Source organism: Rhodococcus sp. DK176, assembly GCF_038447315.2.
Lineage (GTDB): Bacteria > Actinomycetota > Actinomycetes > Mycobacteriales > Mycobacteriaceae > Rhodococcus_F > Rhodococcus_F jostii_A.
Window position 1 is genome coordinate 85180 of the sequence record NZ_CP118323.2, and the last position, 19059, is coordinate 104238.

The following is a 19059-nucleotide window of genomic DNA, read 5'->3' on the forward strand; positions in this document are numbered from 1 at the left end:
CGATTGTCCACCACCACACGACGCCAGTATGCCGCACCTGAGAGGGCATCAAGCCTAACGTATCGGGGATTCGTACCTGCGAAAATGCTGAGAATTTCCAGGTCGCTCGCTGAGAACGCAGGTGGGTGATCGTCAGGATCCCGTCTGCGAGCGAAATGTGACCGGCACAGTACCTGCTCGCTAACGAGTTCGCCAGCATTTCGTGTGACCTCCGGTATCAGATGCTCCGCACGCAGTGTCATTCGCTCGATATACACACCTGCTGACCTGCGATAGAAGGGCTTGCTCACCCCCTTTGGTCGGAGGCTGTGAAGCTGATCACTTGATGTCTCAAGTCGGGGGTCCGCGTGCGAACATCGACGCGGCAGCAAACATCAGGCGATCGTCGTCTTCGCAGTGTCGTGAGAACGCGAGAGCTCGCCAGCCAGGATGGATCGAGCTCGGAAGGCGAACGGTGACTGCATTCGATGTTTCACCCGACCCGTCTCGGGCTCCGGAGAACGCAGCGGCGCTCGCAGGGAAAGAGAGTGGGCCGTACAGTCGCCGCAGGTGGCAGCTTGCCTACATCCGACGTTTGCTTATCTCAGACACGCTGATCGTGGTCGCAGCGGTCGCGGTCGCGCAGTGGGTACGGTTCGGCGACAGCGGCCTTCTGACCGCGAGTGGAATCGGGCACGACCTCAGCTACACGCTCGTCTCCGCTCTGCTGGTCGTAGCGTGGCTGACGACCTTGACGATCTTCCGGACACGTACGGTGCGGGTGATCGGGAGTGGGCCGGACGAGTATCGACGAATCTTCGTCTCGACCGTGCGACTGTTCGGGTTCATCGCAATGCTGGCGCTGTTGTTCCGCCTCAATCTGGCTAGGCTCTACCTCGCCATCGTGTTTCCCGCCGGACTGGTGGCCCTGATGATGAGTCGCTGGGTGTGGCGTCAGGTCATTTCTCGCAAGCGGTCACGCGGAGAGTTTCAGACGTCGGTCCTCGTAGTGGGCAACGAACGCGCCGTCCGGATTCTCACGGAATCCTTCGCCCGAGGTACGGACGACGGATATCGCGTGGTGGCGTCTGCATTCCGGGACACTCAGGCGAGCATGGCGACGAGATCACCGTCGCCGGTCGCGACCTTCCCGTGCTCGGCAGCGAGGGGGACGTGATCGATTCGCTGGGGTTCTGTCGTGCCGACACCGTCGCAGTCACGGCCACCGAGCATCTCGGGCACGAAGGGATGCGCGCCCTCGCCTGGGACCTCGAGCCGCACGACGTCGATCTGGTGGTTTCACCCGGAATGATGGATGTGTCCGGTCAACGTCTGTCGATGCGGCCGGTGGCGGGACTACCGCTAATTCATGTGGAGAAGCCGCAATATCACGGCGCGCAGAAGTTTTCGAAGCTCGCGTTCGACACGATCTTTGCGGCATCGGCGCTCGTCCTGACGAGCCCGGTGATGATTGTGGCTGCGCTCATGATCAAACTGACCAGCAAGGGCCCGGTGTTCGACAAGTCGGAGCGCATGGGCCGGGACGGTCGTCCTTTTCCGATGCTCAATTTCCGCAGGATGGTGGTGGACGCCGACAAACAGGTCGCGGCGCTGATGACGGCGAACGAGGGCGCCGGCGTCCTCTTCAAGATTCGTGAGTATCCGCGGGTCACACGAGTGGGCGGAGTTCTGCGCAAGTACAGCCTCGACGAGCTTCCACAGTTTCTCAATGTTCTCCGGCGGGAGATGAGCGTGGTAGGCCCGCGCCCCGCCGCTGCGCCGAGAAGTCGAGACCTACGACGGCACCGTCCGTCGCCGGCTGCTGGTGAAGCCGGGCATCACGGGCCTGTGGCAAGTGAGTGGGAGATCAGACCTCTCATGGGAAGAGACCGTGCGGCTCGATCTCTCGTATGTGGAGAACTGGTCGATGATGGGAGATGTCCTCATCATCGGCAAAACGGTTCGGGCCGTGGTGGCGGGTGACGGTGCGTACTAGGACATCGAGAAGCTGGTGACGGACCTTGTCTTCGAACACATTGAGGCCGAGCGCAAATCAACGTACCAGTGCGTCACAGTTGACCCATGATTACGCCGCCACTCCGCGCGAAGTCGAGTGGCGGGCGAACCGTGATCGGGTTTCAATCCATTTCACCGTATCTGGGCATGGAGGGGGATCTCGGACATGAGGATCGATACTGTGCCAGACGCCGTCATTCTGGTCGGCGGTATGGGAACCCGGCTGCGTCCATTGACGCTGTCCGTGCCCAAGCCGATGCTGCCGACTGCGGGAGTTCCCTTCCTGACTCACCTGCTGTCCCGCATCAAAGACGCGGGACTCTCGCATGTCGTGCTCGGGACGTCGTTCAAGGCGGAAGTCTTCGAACAGCATTTCGGCACGGGTGAAGAGCTCGGGCTGGAGATCGAGTACGTCACCGAGGACGAGCCGCTCGGTACCGGAGGCGCTATCCGGAATGTCTTGCCCCATCTTCGTGCCGACACCGTGGTGGTGTTCAACGGTGACGTCCTCGGCGGCACCGATGTGCGTGCTGTCCTGCAGAAGCACCCGGAGGCCGATGCCGACGTGACGCTGCACCTGGTGCGGGTGAGTGATCCGCGCCCGTTCGGCTGCGTGCAGACGGACTCGAATGGTTGGGTCACCGCGTTCCTCGAGAAGGCGCAGGATCGACCGACCGACCAGATCAACGCCGGATGTTACGCCTTCCAGCGGGAGTGGATCGAGAAGATCCCGCCCGACCGCCCCGTGTCGGTGGAACGTGAAGTGTTTCCCGCATTGCTGTCCGACGGGACGCGGGTATTCGGCCACATCGATTCCGCCTACTGGCGAGACATGGGGACGGTGGACGATTTCGTCGCCGGATCGGCAGATCTGGTTCGCGGAATCGCGCCGTCGCCCGCGCTGAGCGGTACTCGCGGCGAGTCGCTCGTCGATCCGAGCGCCACGGTAGCCCCGGGCGCGGTGTTGATCGGCGGCACGGTGCTCGGCGCACGGGTAACCGTCGGTGCGGGCGCGCGTCTGGACGGCGCGGTGGTGCTCGACGGCGCCCATGTGGAAGCCGGCGCGGTGATCGAACGGGCGATTCTCGGATACGACTGCCGGATCGGGCCGCGCGCACTTGTGCGCGATTCGGTGGTGGGGGACGGCGCGAACGTGGGTGCTCGATGCGAGCTACTGCGCGGAGCCCGGGTCTGGCCCGATGTGATGTTGCCAGATGGTGGCATTCGATTCTCGACGAACGTCTGATCGATGAAACGCCTTTTTGGAGCAATCCGCCCGTATGAGTGGGGCTCCCGCACAGTGCTGGCGGAGCTCACGGGTCGACCCTCGCCGTCCGATCAGCCTGAAGCTGAACTCTGGCTCGGAGCGCATCCGGCCGACCCGGCTCTCGTGGACGACGCGGGGTCCGGTGTCTCACTTCTTGACGTGATTTCGAACGACCCGGAGGGGCAACTGGGGGCGGCCAACGCTACGCGATTCCGAAGTCGCCTTCCGTTTCTGCTCAAGGTGCTCGCCGCGAAGGAACCGCTGTCGTTGCAGGCGCACCCGAACTCCGTGCAGGCACGTGAAGGGTTCGAACGCGAAAACGCAGACGGTGTTCCGCTGGACTCACCCGCCCGCAACTACAAGGACGACAACCACAAACCGGAACTTGTGGTTGCGCTGACGAGATTCGAGGCGCTCGCCGGTTTCCGCGAGGTGCGGCGAACCGTCGCGTTACTGCGCGCACTCGGTGTTGCGGAGTTGGACCGGTGTGCGGAGCAAGTGGCAGCTCAGGCCGACTCGTCGGGTATGCGCGTGCTGTTCACTCAGTGGATCACGGGTGAGGAACGCTCGGCGACGCTGATCGGTGGTGTGGTCGAAGCTTGCCGGCGGTACCTATCGGAGGAGCCAGGCGGAGCCGAGAGGGAGTTCGCGTTGGAGGCGCAGACCGCGCTCGAACTGGGGAGCAGGTATCCGAACGACCCCGGTGTGCTGATCTCGCTGCTGCTCAATCGGATCACGCTCGAACCAGGTGAGGGGCTGCTTCTCGCGGCCGGAAATCTGCACGCCTACCTGCGAGGCGTGGCCGTCGAGATCATGGCCAACTCGGACAATGTGCTTCGTGGCGGTTTGACCCTCAAGCACGTTGATGTGCCCGAGCTGCTGAAAGTCCTTGATTTTCGGCCGGGACCAATGCCGGTCATGCGTGCGGGCGGTGATGGTCGTGGCAACACACGCGTGTACGAAACGCCGGAGGCAGAATTCGAGCTCACCCGGCTGCAACTAGACACGAGCAGGGATGGTGCGTCGTCATCTGCAGCGACTCTCGCCGCGGGGGTCCCACGGATCGTTCTCTGCACGGCAGGATCGACTGTCCTCTCGTCCCAGTGCGACTCGCTCGAGCTGAGTGCGGGGCAGTCGGCGTGGTTGCCTGCATCGAACCCAGCGGTGACCCTCGCACCGGCACAACAGCGCGCCCAGGTCTTCGTCGCCACGATCGGCTCCGGGTGATGCGGACTCTCCACGCCGCCGCGGAGTTTGCGCTCACGTGCATTCGATGAACCTGGACAACTGACCAGTGTGACGGTCGGCCCCAGCGTAAAAGTCATGACACCGCTGCTCATCAACTTCTTCGAGAAAGGCACAACCATGGGGGCATTGGATTCGACTGGATTTCGCACGGCTGTGGTGCCCGCCGCGGGAATGGGAACGCGATTTTTGCCGGCGACAAAGACGGTCCCCAAGGAGCTGCTTCCTGTGGTGGACACGCCCGGGATCGAGCTGGTGGCCGGCGAGGCGGCCGAGTCGGGAGCTGAGCGGCTGATCATCGTGACGGCACCGGGCAAGGACGGTGTGGTGGCCCACTTCGTCGAAGACCTGGTGTTGGAAAACAACCTTGCTGACAGGGGGAAACACGCTCTGCTGGAGAAGGTCCGCAGGGCGCCGGGCCTCCTTGCGGTGGAGTCGGTAGTCCAGCAACAACCGCTGGGGCTCGGCCACGCGGTTGGTTGCGCTGAAGCTGTGCTGGGCGACGACGAGGATGCGATCGCGGTTCTGCTGCCGGACGACTTGGTACTGCCGAATGGCGTGCTCGACGTCATGTCGCGTGTGCGAGCCAAGCGTGGCGGAACGGTGTTGTGTGCCATCGACGTCCCGAAAGAGGAGGTGAGCGCATATGGAGTCTTCGACGTCGAGACGGTCCCCGATGCCGTGAATCCGAACGTATTGAGGGTGAAGGGCATGGTGGAGAAGCCGAAACTCCAAGACGCGCCGTCGACTCTCGCGGCCGCAGGCCGTTACCTCTTGGACCGGGCAATCTTTGATGCGCTCCGACGAATTCGCCCGGGAGCGGGCGGCGAGTTGCAGTTGACCGACGCGATCGCGCTTCTCATCACGGAGGGGCATCCCGTACACGTAGTAGTCCATCGCGGGCCCCGGCACGACCTAGGCAATCCCGGGGGGTTCCTCCGCGCATCCGTGGATCTGGCGCTCAGTCATCCCGAATATGGGGCCGACCTCCGAACGTGGCTGGAGCGGAGGGTTAAGGGCTAGCGATGTTTTGTTCGTCCCCTTTGTGTTTCGGCGGACCTGATCCTGGTCAGAGTGACGTTACCGAGTGGTTACTGTCCAGTACGAAGTGCGCAAAATACTCGAAGATCGGAAACGGTGCCAGCAGTCGGGTCTAAGGTCTGCCTGCGAACTGGTCCCCGAGCGCGCCACTCTAAGCGGAGACCCTCCAGTTGACCAGGGTCGAAAGTCCCTCTCCCCGAGGAAAAATTATGCGTGTGAGTCGCATCACTCCGGGGTGTCTCAAGTGTAACGACGCGACCACAAGTGCGATTATTAGCTGGCAGCAAACTCCCGGGGGGCGGACTTCCTCTACCGCCACGCAGGTCGCGAGACAGTGACGCTCGCTAACTCTTTGGTCCTAGTTGGAAGGCTCAGATGGTGACGTCGTTCGGTGTCTCGCTCGACTCCGCATCCCCCGATGGGGACAGCACGCCCGCATCGGGTCTAGAAGGCAGACTCAGCGGCAGGCGCGCCTGGCAGGCCGCGTACATTCGGCGGTTGTGGGTCTCGGACACAGTGATCGTGATCGCCGCAGTAGCACTCGCGCAGTGGGTGCGGTTTGGCGACAGCGGTGTCCTACATACCACTGTTTTTCCTCAAACACTCAGCTATGCGTTGGTGTCTGCGCTGCTCGTGGTGGCATGGCTTGCCACGCTCATCATTTTCCGGACACGGACGGTTCGCGTGATTGGTAGCGGCCCAGATGAGTACCGACGAATCTTTGTCTCCACCGTCAGGCTGTTCGGCTTCATCGCCATCGTGTCGCTCCTGTTCCGCCTCGACCTCGCTCGGCTATATCTCGCGATCGCCTTCCCCGTGGGATTGTCCGGTCTTCTGGTCAGCCGGTGGGTGTGGCGTCGGGTGATCGCCCATAAGCGGTCCCGCGGCGAGTTTCAGACCTCCGTGCTCGTGGTGGGCGGTGAACGCTCGGTGCGCAGTTTGGCGGAATCGTTCGAGCGCGGCACGGCCGACGGCTATCGGGTAGTTGGCATGTGCATCCCCGGGCACACCGGCGCGCGCAACGACAAGATCGTCGTAGGGGACCGCGATATCCCCGTGTTCGGCGACGAGCGTGACGTGGTTCGGGCGTTGGGCTTCTGCCACGCCGACACCGTCGCAGTGACCGCCACAGAGCACCTCGGGCACGAGGGTATGCGCTCCCTTGCGTGGGACCTGGAGCCACACCACGTGGATCTGGTGGTCGCGCCGGGCATGATGGACGTGTCCGGTCCGCGCCTGTCGATGCGGCCGGTCGCGGGCCTGCCCCTCATCCACGTGGAGAAGCCGCGGTACCACGGCGCTCAGAAGTTCTCGAAACTCTCCTTCGACTACGTGTTCGCGGCCCTTGCGCTCATTCTCATCAGCCCTGTGATGATGACGGCGGCTCTTGCGATCAAGCTGACCAGCAAGGGCCCGGTGTTCTACAAATCGGAGCGGATGGGCTTGGACGGGCAGCCGTTCCCGATGCTCAAGTTCCGCAGCATGATCGTCGACGCGGACAAGCAGGTGACGGCGCTGATGAAATCGAACGAGGGCGCTGGCGTGCTGTTCAAAATGCGCGACGATCCTCGAGTTACCAAGGTGGGGAAGTTCCTCCGCAAGTACAGCCTCGACGAGTTGCCCCAGTTCATCAATGTGCTGCGCCGCGAAATGAGTGTTGTAGGTCCGCGGCCGCCCCTGCGGCGGGAGGTAGAAGCTTATGACGGCGCAGTCCGTCGCCGACTATTGGTCAAGCCGGGGATTACCGGGTTGTGGCAAGTCAGTGGTCGCTCGGACCTGTCTTGGGAAGAGACTGTGCGGCTCGATCTCTCGTATGTAGAGAACTGGTCGATGATGGGCGACGTGTTGATAGTCGGGAAGACTTTGAAGGCGGTGTTGGCGGGTGAGGGCGCGTACTGAGGCCGAATCAAGTCGCACGAGATCAACCGCAGGTCCAACGCTAGCTCGATCTGTCACCGGTCCTTGCTCTGGTCGCGCAGCGATGGGTTGCGTCCTTGAGGCCCTGTCTAAAGAGGTGGAGTAAATCTTGGCGAAAATGGAAAATCCGCGTTACGTGTTCTACCTCGCGGTGGTTCCTGTCTACCGGGACGCGTGTGTCAGAGTATTGCTGAAACAGCACGGAGATCAGGTCCGCTTCTACGCGGGTGAAGCTCACCTGGACAAGACCGTAAAGACTGGATTAGCTCCGGACCTGGTCGAACGCGTCAGAAACGTTGGGATCCTTCAGAATCGGGTCTTGATACAATTTGGTCACTTGCGTGAGGCGATGCGCTCTGAGGTATGTGTCATTGATCTGAATCCCCGCAGTGTTACTGCCTGGGGATTGGCGGTCGCACGCAAGATCCTGCGACGACGGACGTTAGCTTGGGGCCATCTTCATCCCCGCGCCGGCGCATCCTCGAGATCAGCACCCGTTCGCATCTTCCTTCGAAGAATTACTGATGGGACCGTTCTCTACGGTTACGACAGTGTCGTTCCGGCGCGTACAGAGCTCCCCGGTAAGCCAGTCTGGGTAGCACCAAATTCGCTGTATAGCACCGTGGATATTACAGCGGCCGAAAACAACGAACGCCGACGGATCATGTATGTGGGTCGACTTGAAGAGGCAAAGAACGTCCAGATACTTGTTGAGGCATTTGCGTTGTCTGGGCTATCGGCTGATGGCTATACGCTCGACATAGTAGGATTCGGATCTCTCGAGCCTGAACTAATCAAGCAGACTAAGCATTTTGCTGTCGATGGATCCGTGAATATTCACGGACGGATAGACTCGGTTACTGAATTGTCTATCCTATACGCGGAGGCGGCTTTTTCTGTTTCGCCCGGCTACCTGGGTTTGACATTGACTCAGAGTCTCGGGTTCGGCGTTCCGATGCTTTATGCGGAGGATGCACCACATTCCCCTGAAATCGAGCTGAAGCGATTCGGAGGAATGCGGAGTTTCACCCCGACTAGTGCAGAGGGTCTCGCTGCTGCAATGAGATCTTTCGTCGCAGAGCTTGATGAGGAACCTGTCAACTCTCAGCATCTGGCACGAAGCGTCAGCACCTACTATTCGGCCGAGGCTATGGCCACAGGTCTTTGGCTCGCGTTGCAGGGCGAGAGATCAGAGTTGGGTGCGGACGGGTGGCCCACATCAACAGAGGTGGAACATGTCGAATAGATCACGCCTTCCTGCGCCTTTGCGGGCCGGACTGCGCCGGCTGATTAATAAGCTGGCGGTATTTGGGAATGTTGAAGTCGGGGATAATTTTAGTGCGGGCAGAGGTGCGATAATTAGCGCGCCACATAGCCTTGTCATCGGAAGCAACGTGAGCGTAGGGCCTCGATCGATTATTCAAGTCGACGGCACGATAGGCGACTTCGTAATGATCGGTATGGGAGTGCAGATTGTAGGGCGCGAAGATCATGCCTTGGACGAAATCGGGGTCCCGATGCTGCTGTCGACGTGGGTCGGTGAGCGGCCGGAAATGGGTCGCGACTCAGTCGAAATCGGATGCGACGTGTGGATCGGCGGAGGGGCTACGGTGCTTAGTGGCATCGAGATCGGTGACGGCGCCGTTATTGGAGCAGGGGCTGTCGTCACGAAGGATGTAGACAGCTTTGCGATCGTCGGAGGATCTCCGGCTCGAGTAATTGGACATAGATTTTCGAATGAAGATGACCGTCGGAAGCACCTCACCATCGTTAAGAAATTGAGTGCGTCGAAATAGTCCGAAGTTCAGTCCCGCACGAATGCGCAACAGCCTGACCTCCAATATCATAATTTCGAATGGGTGCGATTGAAATGGCTAAACCTAGCATTGCCATACTTGGCATCAACTACTCGCCGGAGCCGACCGGTATCGCGCCTTACACGTCCGGCCTCGCGAGCGGCCTGGTAGGAAAGGGCTACCAGGTAAGGGTTCTGACAGGTTACCCGCATTACCCGTCGTGGAGAGTGCTTCAGGGGTACCCGGGCACGTCAATGGCCGAGAACATCGGCGGCGTCGATGTGATGCGGTATCGACATTATGTTCCATCGCGCACAAGTTCGATCGGGCGGATCCTGATGGAAGCGAGCTTCGCGGCGCGGTTGCTTCCGGCCCGTCTAGAGCGACCGGACGTAATCGTGAGCGTGTCCCCGGCCCTTCTCGCGACGGCGGCGGCGCTAGCACGTGCGCGATCGACGCGTGGCCGGCCAGCCATCGGGGTGTGGGTCCAAGATCTGTACGGACTGGGTGTCGTTGAAACCGGAGCTATGGGCGGACGAGCAGCCGCCGCAACCTCTGCGCTTGAATCGCGCGTGTTGCGTAAAGCGGACGGCGTGGCCGTCATTCACGAGCGGTTCCGCAATCACGTCGTTAATAAGCTGGGAGTCAGTCCGAGCCGGGCAACCGTGATCCGCAACTGGAGCCACGTTGCAATGGACCCGCTCGATGACAAGTCGAGTGTGCGCGAAGCCCTCGGATGGAAGATCAACGAGACTGTTGTTTTGCACGCCGGAAATATGGGTGCCAAGCAGGGGCTGGAAAACGTCGTTGGAGCAGCAAGATTGGCAGAATCCCGTGGTCTCCCGGTCAAGTTCGTCCTACTGGGTGATGGAAATCAGCGGGCAAATCTGGAGCGTCAATCTGCTGGACTATCGAATATCAACTTCCTCGACCCGCTTCCAGACTCCCACTTCTTTGCGGCCCTTCAAGCCGCGGATGTTCTCTTGGTAAATGAACGTGCATCGCTATCGGAGATGGCCGTTCCGAGCAAACTCACGTCGTACTTCGCTAGCGGCCGACCTGTGCTCGCCGCCACTGATGCGAAGAGTGTAACGGCAGGAGAGATTGAGTCGTCGGAGGCCGGTTTGCTGGTTGAGCCAGAGAACCCACAATCTCTGCTATCCGGTGTCATCAAGCTCGCCGAGAACCCGGACCTCGCTACGCGATTGGGCGTAGCTGGTCAGAAATTCAGGGCGGACAATTTGACGATGAACAAGGCTGTCGATGATTTTGAGGATTGGATTCTTCGGCTTAACCGCGGACGAAAAAGCCGTTAAGGGAAAAAGGGGCAGAGTAAATGACTAAACGGGCATTCATTACAGGAATCACTGGCCAGGATGGTTCGTACCTGGCAGAACTCCTCCTGAAGAAGGGGTACGAAGTTCACGGATTGATTCGGCGTTCGTCGAGCTTCAACACCGCCAGGATCGAGCACCTTTATCAGGACCCTCACAATCCTGACGCCCAGCTGCACCTCCACTATGGTGACCTCAGCGATGGATCTAGGCTTGTCACGCTGCTCAGTTCCATTCGGCCCGATGAGGTATACAACCTAGCGGCACAATCACACGTCCGAGTAAGTTTCGACGAGCCCACGCACACGGCGAACACAACTGGCATTGGGACGGTACGTCTCCTCGAAGCAGTGAGGCTTACGGGACTGCAATGCCGATTTTATCAAGCGTCGACCTCGGAGATGTTTGGCGCCAGCCCGCCGCCGCAAGGTGAAGATACGCCTTTTTATCCACGATCACCTTACGGCGCCGCCAAAGTTTACTCATACTGGATTGTGAAGAATTACCGCGAGGCATACGATATGTTTGCCGTGAACGGAATACTATTCAATCACGAATCGCCGCGGCGTGGCCCAACTTTCGTAACGAGAAAGATCACCCGTGCAGTTGCGCGAATCAAAGCCGGATTAGAACGTGAACTCTACATGGGAAATCTCGACTCGGTACGCGACTGGGGTTACGCGCCGGAGTATGTAGAGGGTATGTGGCGTATGTTGCAGGCCGATCAGCCCGAGGATTTTGTATTGGCAACTGGCGTCGGATACACCGTCCGCGAATTTCTCAGCCACAGCTTCGAGCATGTCGGTCTGAATTGGGAGGATTACGTACGATTCGACGACAGATATTTGCGTCCCACTGAAGTTGATGCGCTGGTGGGAGACGCATCAAAGGCTGAGCGAATATTGGGATGGAAGGCTCAGACTGAGGGTGCCGAACTAGCACGGATCATGGTTGACGCAGATGTTGAGGCGCTAAAGCACGAGGGGCGGCCTTGGATTGATACAGCAAAGCACATTGATTGGGCGCGGTCATGAGTCATCCGATCGATTATGTTCCCCGCCCCCTCAGCCGGAATGCGCCGATTTACGTCGCTGGACACCGAGGGCTGGTCGGTTCTGCGGTCTCGCGAAAGCTTGTCGCAGAGAACTTCACCGATGTAAGGGGCCTAACCTCCGCGGAGCTCGACCTGCGCAATCGCGATGCCGTCTTTAAGTACTTCGCGAAGCACCGCCCTGACACGCTTATCGTCGCTGCTGCCAAAGTTGGTGGTATCTACGCGAACAATACATTTCCCGTCGAATTTATTTCGCACAACCTGCAAATTCAGCTGAATCTACTTGACGCTGCGCTTGAACAGCGTATCGAGCGAGTAATGTTTCTTGGTAGTTCGTGCATATATCCCAAGATGGCCCCACAGCCAATCAAAGAAGAATATCTCTTAACCGGGGAATTGGAGCCAACAAACGAGGCATACGCGATCGCAAAGATCGCCGGAATCGTACAGGTGCAGTCCGTCAGGCGGCAATATGGTTTGCCCTGGATCAGTGCAATGCCAACGAACTTGTATGGTCCCGGCGACAACTTTTCGCCGGATACCTCACACGTCCTGCCAGCCCTTATTCGAAGGTACGACGAGGCTGTGCGCTCTGGGGTACAAGGTGTGACGAACTGGGGCACCGGCACTCCCCGGAGAGAGTTCCTTCATGTCGACGATATGGCGGACGCAGTACTTCACCTCTTGGAAAACTATGACGGGGACACGCAGGTGAATGTGGGGACGGGAGCAGACGTAACCATCAAAGAACTTGCGGAGATCGTAGCTCGCTCAGTCGGGTATGACGGGACCATGAAGTGGGATTCGAGTAAACCGGACGGTACCCCACGGAAACTGCTTGACGTGTCCACGCTGAAGTCCACAGGGTGGGAGCCGAAGATAGATCTCGAGCAGGGCGTCACAAGAACGGTGTCTTGGTACCGCGAGAACATGGGGGCGGTGAGACAATGACTCGGGGAACGCACCCTGATCTGTCATTGTCTGCGTTTTCAGGCGTGGGTTACGACAAGGGCAGGAACAAGGTCGTCCAGCTGGCTTGGATGGCGATCTCAGGCATCACGATGCAGTGGTGGGTGCCGTCAAGGGTTCGAAATTCGATATTGCGTGCTTTTGGCGCACACATTGGTGAGAACGTCTTGATACGGCATCGGGTGAGGATTCATTGGCCATGGAAGCTGAACGTCGGAGAAAATTCTTGGATTGGCGAGGGTGTATGGATTCTAAATCTTGAGCCCGTATCGATTGGGGCGAATGTATGTGTTTCACAAGATGTGACACTATGTACAGGCAGCCACCAGAGGCAGTCGCCAAGTTTCGAGTTCGACAATGCCCCAATTCGTATTGATGATGGCGCGTGGATTTGCATACGCGCGACGGTGCTTCGCGGTGTGCGCGTGGGCCCGCATAGTGTGGTTGGTGCTACTGCGCTCGTATCGAGCGACGTTTCAGCTGGTGAAATGGTCACAGCCAGCCCCGGGAATGTCATTCGGAAATAGGTGCAATAAATGAATAGCCATGTGTGGCTCGTGCTGAGTCTTCTCCCTGGAATAGGAGCATTGCGTTTCGTCGTCAAGAATCAGGTGGGACGGATGGTCACCCTGATCAGGGTGACGACCACCGCAATCGGTGCAACATTCGGCGGTCGACCTATTTTGATTGCGCGATCCTCACCACACTGTTTCTGGATCTTCGAATTCAGGCGTATTGACGATTACTGTTCAGTTGTGTCGTTGCATATGCGTGAGAAACTAGTGGGCAGCGCAGGGCCGCGGGCAGGTTTCTCGGGGTCGATGCTTGGTGGCCGGGTATGAGCACAGACACTAGTACGAGAATAGGTCGTCAGTTCTCGTGGATACTAATAGGCCGACTCGCTGGTGCTCTCATCCAGGCCGGCAGTATGGCTCTGCTTGCGCGTTGGATCGGACCGGCTCAATTCGGTCTATTTGCAAGTGTGTACGGTTTTGCGATCATTACGCAGACGGTGATGGACTTCGGCCTAGCAACATTGATCGTGCGTCTGCGAGCTCAGTCCCCCGACGATGGTTCGATTGGCCGTATTCTGCGGCTCGTAGGGCGCATCAATCTTGTTGTGGTTGTCATTGGTGTGGTTGTCGGTGTTGCGCTGAGCATTTGGGACCGAAGTTTCGTTCCGCTGATTCCGCTTGCGGTTTGGATAGGCGCGGACCGCCAAGTCGAGACTTGGCTCGGCATCCCCCTGGCCGACGGTGCTACTTGGCAAAATGCATCATCGCTGGTCTTCCGGAGGACCGCTGCTCTACTGTTTCTCATGGGCTCGGCTGCAATGGGAATGGATCCCTTCTTCGGGTATTCCTTTGGCTTAGCGGTCTCGTCGCTTGTTGCCGCAGCCTTCATCGTTCGGGGGAATATAGATTCGGTAAGAACGGATGCGGAAACGAGCGATAGGGTGCTTCTGCGACAGGCGCGGCCCTTCTGGATCAACTCAATTGGTACGCAGGCTCGGAACCTGGACACGCTAATTGTCGCATTCTTACTTTCACCGGGCGCAGCTGGATTTTACGGAGCTGCGAGTCGACTCACGACTCCTTTGCGGATCTTGCCCACTTCTTTCTCGTCGGTACTCATGCCAGCCGCGGCACGGACCCCGGTCGGCGCGCGGGGAGCCCTTATTCGCACAACCCTGTGCATGCTGGCATTCAGCAGCGCTTTGTACCTTGCAATCGGCGTAGCGCTTCCATTCGCGGTTCCTCTGATTCTTGGGCCGGCGTACAACGGGGCGATTCCGGTGATCCAGATTGTGTGTTTTGGCTTGATATTTGCTGCCGTAGCCTCGCAACTAAGTGCATTGATGCAGGGATGGGGGTATCTGACGACGGTCGCAGCGATATCCACAGGGTCAACTCTGTCGTGTCTCGCGGCCATTGCTGTAATGGCTCCATTGTATGGAGTGGTAGGCGCGGGGCTTGCGTTGTCGTTAAGCTATGTAATCCAGATGTCAACCCAGCTCGTTTGTCTTTATCTGATTTCGCGAAGGGCTGATTAATGCGTGAACTATATATTAGTATCGCAGCCGCAGAAGGCAATATTGGCGACATCTATATTCGTCGAGAGGCTCTTCGCGCGATAACGAAAGCTGGCGTCGTTCCGTTTGTCTATGTCGGATCAATGCGTTCGAGCTACGTCGATGCCTTTCACATTTCTCCCGAGCGTTTCGTCACCTCGTCGCCCGGACGGTTCTTGCGTCGGATGGTGTGGGCGATTGGCTTCCGACGTGCGGTTATAGCCATGTCTCCTGGACCCGCGGCCCTCGGTAACTCAATGCGTGCGATCGTGAAACACATTGGCGTAGCGGTAATGTTCGCGGTTGCCCGTTTATGCGGGTCAAAAGTGCTCGTTCTCGGGCGTTCGGTCCGAGAGTCGAACAGGGTGAGCCTGTTCGCCGAACAGATGATGGCGCGCGCCGCGCACATGTACCTGGTCAGAGATGAACAAAGTGTTCACCTGATTGGTGATCGAGCCCGATTTGTTCCTGACCTTGCTTTCGTGAACTTTGTATCGAGCGCTGACAATTTCCAACGTCCGTTCGTGGCAATTTCTCTTCGACACGACCGGTTCGTGGACGACGATGCGTTCGAGGCTCTAGTGGCCGAAATTCGTGCCGCCGGCTACGACCCGATTCTGGTCACCCAGGTGAAGGAAGATGCACTCCGCCACAGGATGATTTCAGAGAAGTGGGGGCTTCAGCATGTTGATTGGCCGGAGAGTAGGACGCATCGAGAGCACGAAGCGGTCTTGTTTGATTGCTATCACCGTTCGACGGCTGCGGTAAGTGACCGGCTACATGTACTTATTCTGGCTGCTCGGTCAGGGGCAATACCAGTGATCGTGGACGTCGTCAATGAACAGAAATTGCATACTTCACTGGACGCGATCCTTGCCCCACAGAGCGTCTTTTTGTCGTCGCAGGGCTCGAGTTGTGAGCTTGACCTCAGTGAATCGGAGCGTTTGCGAATTAAGGCGGCGATGAGCTCAGCGTCGGCGAAGCTCGAGTCTGCCCTCACCGACGTTCATCGTGTGGTTTCGTAACGGAATTAGGCAAGAGGAGTCTGAATTGCCACTACTTGCGTAGGCGAGGCCACTCGCGTCCAAATCGAGTGCAGCTGTAGTTCTCTACTGAATGGATTGATATGCATATTGCTGTTTTCGGTACCGGGTACCTTGGTGCAACACACGCAGCGTGTATGGCAGAGCTTGGGCACGAAGTGATCGGTATTGATGTCGATGAGTCAAAGCTGGCCAAGTTACAAGCGGGTGTGGTGCCCTTTTATGAACCAGGCCTAGAGGAAGTCCTCCAGCGAAATATTGCGGCGGGCCGGTTGCGATTCTCGTCGTCCTATGAGGAAGCTGCGGCTTTTGCGAACGTGCACTTCTTGGGAGTAGGCACACCTCAGAAGAAGGGCGAATTCGCAGCCGATTTGCGGTTTGTCGATGAGGTAGTAGAGTCGCTAGCCCCCCTCTTGACCGAACCTGCCGTGATCTTTGGCAAATCGACCGTTCCGGTGGGGACAGCTGAGCGATTGGGAAGAAGAGTTCGGGAGTTGGCCCCGGCAGGAGAAGCTGCTGAGCTTGCCTGGAATCCAGAGTTTCTAAGGGAGGGCTTCGCTGTCCAGGACACGTTGCACCCCGATCGCTTGGTACTCGGTGTGGATCGTGTTAGGACCGGAAATGCGGAAGCAGTTGCTCGGGAGGTTTACGGGCAGTTGCTCGACGAGGGCATACCTTTCCTTGTTACAGACCTCGCTACCGCAGAACTAGTAAAAACGTCGGCGAATGCCTTTCTGGCGACAAAGATCTCGTTCATCAACGCGATAGCAGAGGTCTGTGAAGCAGCGGGTGCTGACGTTACGGAGTTGGCTGATGCGATAGGCCACGATGTGCGCATTGGTCGGCGCTTCCTAAATGCTGGAATCGGCTTTGGAGGCGGCTGCCTCCCCAAGGATATCCGCGCATTCATGGCTAGAGCTGGAGAACTGGGAGCCGATCAGGCTCTCACCTTCCTCCGCGAAGTCGATACCATCAACATGCGGAGGCGGACCCGCATGGTCGAGTTAGCGCGCGAGGCATGCGGCGGCTCCCTTCTGGGGGCTCGCGTTGCAGTACTTGGAGCCGCATTCAAACCTGACTCCGACGATGTCCGAGACTCACCCGCCCTGAATGTTGCTGGACAGATCCAGTTACAAGGTGCCGCGGTGACTGTCTACGACCCGAAAGCAATCGATAATTCCCGGGCTCTATTTCCAACGCTAGGGTATAGCCCAAGTGCTTTGGAGGCGTGTGACGGTGCCGACCTGGTCTTGGTATTGACCGAGTGGCAGGAGTTCAAGGAACTCAGCCCGTCGGATCTTGAAGGGATAGTCCGGAAGCGAGTGCTGATTGATGGTCGGAACTGCTTGGACCCCAAGGACTGGCGTGGTGCTGGATGGATCTACCGTGGGCTAGGAAGACCATGATGAGGGTAGTTTGTTTCTCTGGCCATTTTGAAGCTCGCGCTGTCATCGCCTGCATGCAGGCCGATCCATCGTCGCTGCGGTTGAAGCGGTAGCGGCCCCCGTGGCTCGCCCAGTCGATCAGGCCAGGACTGCGGCCACCAGCGCACTGTTACTAACCTCAATTTTTCGTGCCGTGTGCCTGAGGTGTGGATTTCGGCTGGGATGTGCTGGTGCGGGACAGATATTGGTGTGTGGGTATAAGGGCGCGCCCGATGTCGCTCGGGTGGTGCCCGGTTCCACTGGCCGGGTTGGCTTTCGTGAGTCGTAGGAGCAGGAGGCCGCGGTCAGGTGAAGGCGGCGCGGATGCGATACCACGCTGCGGCGATCGCTTGGGCCCATTGCCAACTCGAATCGATCCGAACCCGGACCGCCCGGGCGCCGCGGGTGATGCGGGCCGCGACGTGCAAGACCCGGTAGCGGAAGGTGTCGATCTCGCAGCGGGCCAGGTCCGGGTGGTCGCCGAAGCCGATCAGCTTCGCCCAGGCGACCAGGTCGGTGGCGGCCAGGACGGTCTCGAGCCAGGCGGCGTTCGCGTCGAATCGCTGACACGGCAGATTCCGCAGCCCGGTCGCCTTGGCCTGCCGGATCCGGTCCTCGACCCGGGCGTGCTGCCGATGCCGCAGTTCGAGTCCGGCCAGTCCACCGGGCACCACTCCTTTCGGCGTGTCGGTGATGAACGCGGTGATCCGGTGCCCGTCGGAATCGGTGAACCGTAGCTGCGCCCCCGGGTGCGGGCGTTCCTTGCGCAGCACCAACCGGGTTCCCTCCGGCCAGGCGTCGAGATCGACCAGATCGGTGGCCTCGGCGACCCAGGCGCCGTCGCGGACCTCGCCGTCGGAGTCGATCGCCGGCACCCAGGTGGCCTTCGCGTTGAGTGTTTCGGTGGCAGCACGGACACGGTCGTCGACGGCGAATCCGAAGGAAAACCCCACCCCCGCGGTTCGGCAGGCGTCGGCGAATCCGTGGGTCGCCCCGGCCGAGTCGCTGCGCACCAGAATCTTCTGCCCGGCAGGGTCGGTCGGATCGGGCCGATACGCCGGTGGCAGCGAGTCCAGTGCCCACCCGAGGACGGTGACGTGGTCGGCTGCGGTGTTGCTTCCCGCATTCCCCGGACGGAGCAACCCGGCCAACGCCTCACCGCCGGCGATGTCGGGCCGGTCCAGAAAGGCCAGCAGCGGGTGGAATCCGTAGGTCTTCTTCCAGGTCGCAGCTGCGTTCTCCTTGTTATCGGAATGGTCGAGGGTGATGGTGGCATCGATGTCGATCCGCAGCCACTCCGCCTTCGGAGCGGCCCCTGCCGCCCACGCCTGCTCCCGGGCCCGGGCACGCGCGGCGCGTATCCCGGGCAGGTGCGCGGCATCGATCCGCTCGTCAACCAGCCGCCACATCGTGGTCGTCGACGCCGACGGACCGAACACATGCTCGCGGCCACCACAACCACGTGCGGCAACGTCCACACAGTCGGCACCGTCGGCGACCGCGGCGGCTAGGTCGGCGAACACCGCACCCGGGGCATGCGCCCATTGCCCGCGGTAGGTATCGGCCAGCACTGCCGTGACCTGCGCGGACAGCCCAGTCAGGTCCGCCATTTCCCGCAGCATCCCCACACCGGCATGCGACACCACACCCCGTCCGTCGGCCGATACTTTCACCCGTGAACCCGCTGCGATACTCTTCACCTGCGAAGTGCCTTCCCGTTGGCATTGTGGAACCGTAGAGAAGTCCCATTATGCCGTGCAGGACAGGCACTTTCGCTTATCTACCCACCCTGATCCGCGCTCCTGCACGAAAAGTTCAGGCTAACAGGGCGCACAGGGTTATCTGGTCCATCAAATATCAACATGTCGGCCGTATTCCGAAGCCGGACGGCAGAAAGACTCGC

16 protein-coding genes and 1 pseudogene are annotated in these 19059 nt (G+C 59.5%); 15 read left to right on the forward strand and 2 right to left on the reverse strand.

Annotated elements, in window-relative coordinates:
• The first annotated feature begins 574 nt into the window (after positions 1-574).
• The 8 genes and pseudogenes from PSR88_RS39195 to PSR88_RS39230 all read left to right on the forward strand — a co-directional run bounded on the left by PSR88_RS39195 (position 575) and on the right by PSR88_RS39230 (position 8711).
• A complete protein-coding gene (locus PSR88_RS39195; RefSeq protein ID WP_411755687.1) occupies positions 575-1156 on the forward strand; it encodes a nucleoside-diphosphate sugar epimerase/dehydratase in 582 nt (193 codons plus the stop codon).
• A gap of 290 nt (positions 1157-1446) precedes the next feature.
• Positions 1447-1698, forward strand: a pseudogene (locus PSR88_RS39200) (sugar transferase); the annotation flags it as partial.
• 106 nt (positions 1699-1804) lie between these two features.
• Positions 1805-1975 (forward strand): sugar transferase, encoded by a 171-nt coding sequence (locus PSR88_RS39205; RefSeq protein WP_411755688.1) that lies wholly within the window; start codon positions 1805-1807, stop codon positions 1973-1975.
• A gap of 186 nt (positions 1976-2161) precedes the next feature.
• Positions 2162-3241 (forward strand): sugar phosphate nucleotidyltransferase, encoded by a 1080-nt coding sequence (locus tag PSR88_RS39210; protein ID WP_016881320.1) that lies wholly within the window; start codon positions 2162-2164, stop codon positions 3239-3241.
• 3 nt (positions 3242-3244) lie between these two features.
• On the forward strand, positions 3245-4489 hold the full coding sequence (gene manA / locus PSR88_RS39215; RefSeq protein ID WP_016881321.1) for a mannose-6-phosphate isomerase, class I: 1245 nt from the start codon (positions 3245-3247) through the stop codon (positions 4487-4489).
• 138 nt (positions 4490-4627) lie between these two features.
• Entirely contained in the window at positions 4628-5530 is a 903-nt protein-coding gene (locus PSR88_RS39220) for a UTP--glucose-1-phosphate uridylyltransferase (RefSeq protein WP_029538558.1), read from the forward strand.
• A gap of 393 nt (positions 5531-5923) precedes the next feature.
• Positions 5924-7447: a sugar transferase gene (locus tag PSR88_RS39225; RefSeq protein ID WP_016881323.1), complete on the forward strand. Its 1524-nt coding sequence runs from the start codon at positions 5924-5926 to the stop codon at positions 7445-7447.
• Positions 7448-7583: 136 nt separating this feature from the next.
• Positions 7584-8711, forward strand: a complete 1128-nt coding sequence (locus PSR88_RS39230) for a glycosyltransferase (protein ID WP_083853045.1) — start codon at positions 7584-7586, stop codon at positions 8709-8711.
• A gap of 1 nt (position 8712) precedes the next feature.
• Here the strand turns inward: PSR88_RS39230 and PSR88_RS39235 are convergent, their stop codons facing one another.
• Entirely contained in the window at positions 8713-8958 is a 246-nt protein-coding gene (locus PSR88_RS39235) for a hypothetical protein (RefSeq protein ID WP_192815055.1), read from the reverse strand.
• Between the two features lie 60 nt (positions 8959-9018).
• Between PSR88_RS39235 and PSR88_RS39240 the strand changes: the two genes are divergently transcribed.
• The 7 genes from PSR88_RS39240 to PSR88_RS39270 all read left to right on the forward strand — a co-directional run bounded on the left by PSR88_RS39240 (position 9019) and on the right by PSR88_RS39270 (position 17138).
• Complete coding sequence (locus PSR88_RS39240) at positions 9019-9261, forward strand: DapH/DapD/GlmU-related protein (RefSeq protein WP_237723947.1); 243 nt, start codon at positions 9019-9021, stop codon at positions 9259-9261.
• A gap of 59 nt (positions 9262-9320) precedes the next feature.
• The gene (locus PSR88_RS39245) at positions 9321-10577 is read left to right on the forward strand and encodes a WcaI family glycosyltransferase (RefSeq protein WP_237723944.1); all 1257 of its coding nucleotides are present in this window, start codon (positions 9321-9323) and stop codon (positions 10575-10577) included.
• A gap of 20 nt (positions 10578-10597) precedes the next feature.
• Complete coding sequence (gmd, locus tag PSR88_RS39250; RefSeq protein WP_016881325.1) at positions 10598-11629, forward strand: GDP-mannose 4,6-dehydratase; 1032 nt, start codon at positions 10598-10600, stop codon at positions 11627-11629.
• Complete coding sequence (locus PSR88_RS39255) at positions 11626-12600, forward strand: GDP-L-fucose synthase family protein (RefSeq protein ID WP_016881326.1); 975 nt, start codon at positions 11626-11628, stop codon at positions 12598-12600. Before gmd ends, PSR88_RS39255 begins: the two co-directional genes overlap by 4 nt.
• Positions 12601-13456: 856 nt before the next feature.
• Positions 13457-14671 carry a lipopolysaccharide biosynthesis protein gene (locus PSR88_RS39260; RefSeq protein ID WP_083853047.1) on the forward strand — a complete coding sequence of 405 codons (1215 nt, stop codon included), beginning with the start codon at positions 13457-13459 and terminating at the stop codon, positions 14669-14671.
• The gene (locus PSR88_RS39265) at positions 14671-15714 is read left to right on the forward strand and encodes a polysaccharide pyruvyl transferase family protein (RefSeq protein ID WP_083853048.1); all 1044 of its coding nucleotides are present in this window, start codon (positions 14671-14673) and stop codon (positions 15712-15714) included. Before PSR88_RS39260 ends, PSR88_RS39265 begins: the two co-directional genes overlap by 1 nt.
• A gap of 101 nt (positions 15715-15815) precedes the next feature.
• The gene (locus PSR88_RS39270; protein WP_016881329.1) at positions 15816-17138 is read left to right on the forward strand and encodes a UDP-glucose dehydrogenase family protein; all 1323 of its coding nucleotides are present in this window, start codon (positions 15816-15818) and stop codon (positions 17136-17138) included.
• A 323-nt stretch (positions 17139-17461) separates the two neighbouring features.
• On the opposite strand, the gene PSR88_RS39275 is transcribed toward PSR88_RS39270, so the two are convergent.
• The gene (locus PSR88_RS39275; protein WP_342338071.1) at positions 17462-18856 is read right to left on the reverse strand and encodes an IS1380 family transposase; all 1395 of its coding nucleotides are present in this window, start codon (positions 18854-18856) and stop codon (positions 17462-17464) included.
• Positions 18857-19059: the final 203 nt, after the last annotated feature.

Coding starts and splice junctions, on each gene's coding strand:
- PSR88_RS39210 (WP_016881320.1), top strand. CDS start 2,162: ATGAGGATCGATACTGTGCCAGACGCCGTCATTCTGGTCGGCGGTATG.
- manA (WP_016881321.1), top strand. CDS start 3,245: ATGAAACGCCTTTTTGGAGCAATCCGCCCGTATGAGTGGGGCTCCCGC.
- PSR88_RS39220 (WP_029538558.1), top strand. CDS start 4,628: ATGGGGGCATTGGATTCGACTGGATTTCGCACGGCTGTGGTGCCCGCC.
- PSR88_RS39225 (WP_016881323.1), top strand. CDS start 5,924: ATGGTGACGTCGTTCGGTGTCTCGCTCGACTCCGCATCCCCCGATGGG.
- PSR88_RS39230 (WP_083853045.1), top strand. CDS start 7,584: ATGGAAAATCCGCGTTACGTGTTCTACCTCGCGGTGGTTCCTGTCTAC.
- PSR88_RS39235 (WP_192815055.1), bottom strand. CDS start 8,958: ATGATCTTCGCGCCCTACAATCTGCACTCCCATACCGATCATTACGAA.
- PSR88_RS39240 (WP_237723947.1), top strand. CDS start 9,019: ATGGGTCGCGACTCAGTCGAAATCGGATGCGACGTGTGGATCGGCGGA.
- PSR88_RS39245 (WP_237723944.1), top strand. CDS start 9,321: ATGGGTGCGATTGAAATGGCTAAACCTAGCATTGCCATACTTGGCATC.
- gmd (WP_016881325.1), top strand. CDS start 10,598: ATGACTAAACGGGCATTCATTACAGGAATCACTGGCCAGGATGGTTCG.
- PSR88_RS39255 (WP_016881326.1), top strand. CDS start 11,626: ATGAGTCATCCGATCGATTATGTTCCCCGCCCCCTCAGCCGGAATGCG.
- PSR88_RS39260 (WP_083853047.1), top strand. CDS start 13,457: ATGAGCACAGACACTAGTACGAGAATAGGTCGTCAGTTCTCGTGGATA.
- PSR88_RS39265 (WP_083853048.1), top strand. CDS start 14,671: ATGCGTGAACTATATATTAGTATCGCAGCCGCAGAAGGCAATATTGGC.
- PSR88_RS39270 (WP_016881329.1), top strand. CDS start 15,816: ATGCATATTGCTGTTTTCGGTACCGGGTACCTTGGTGCAACACACGCA.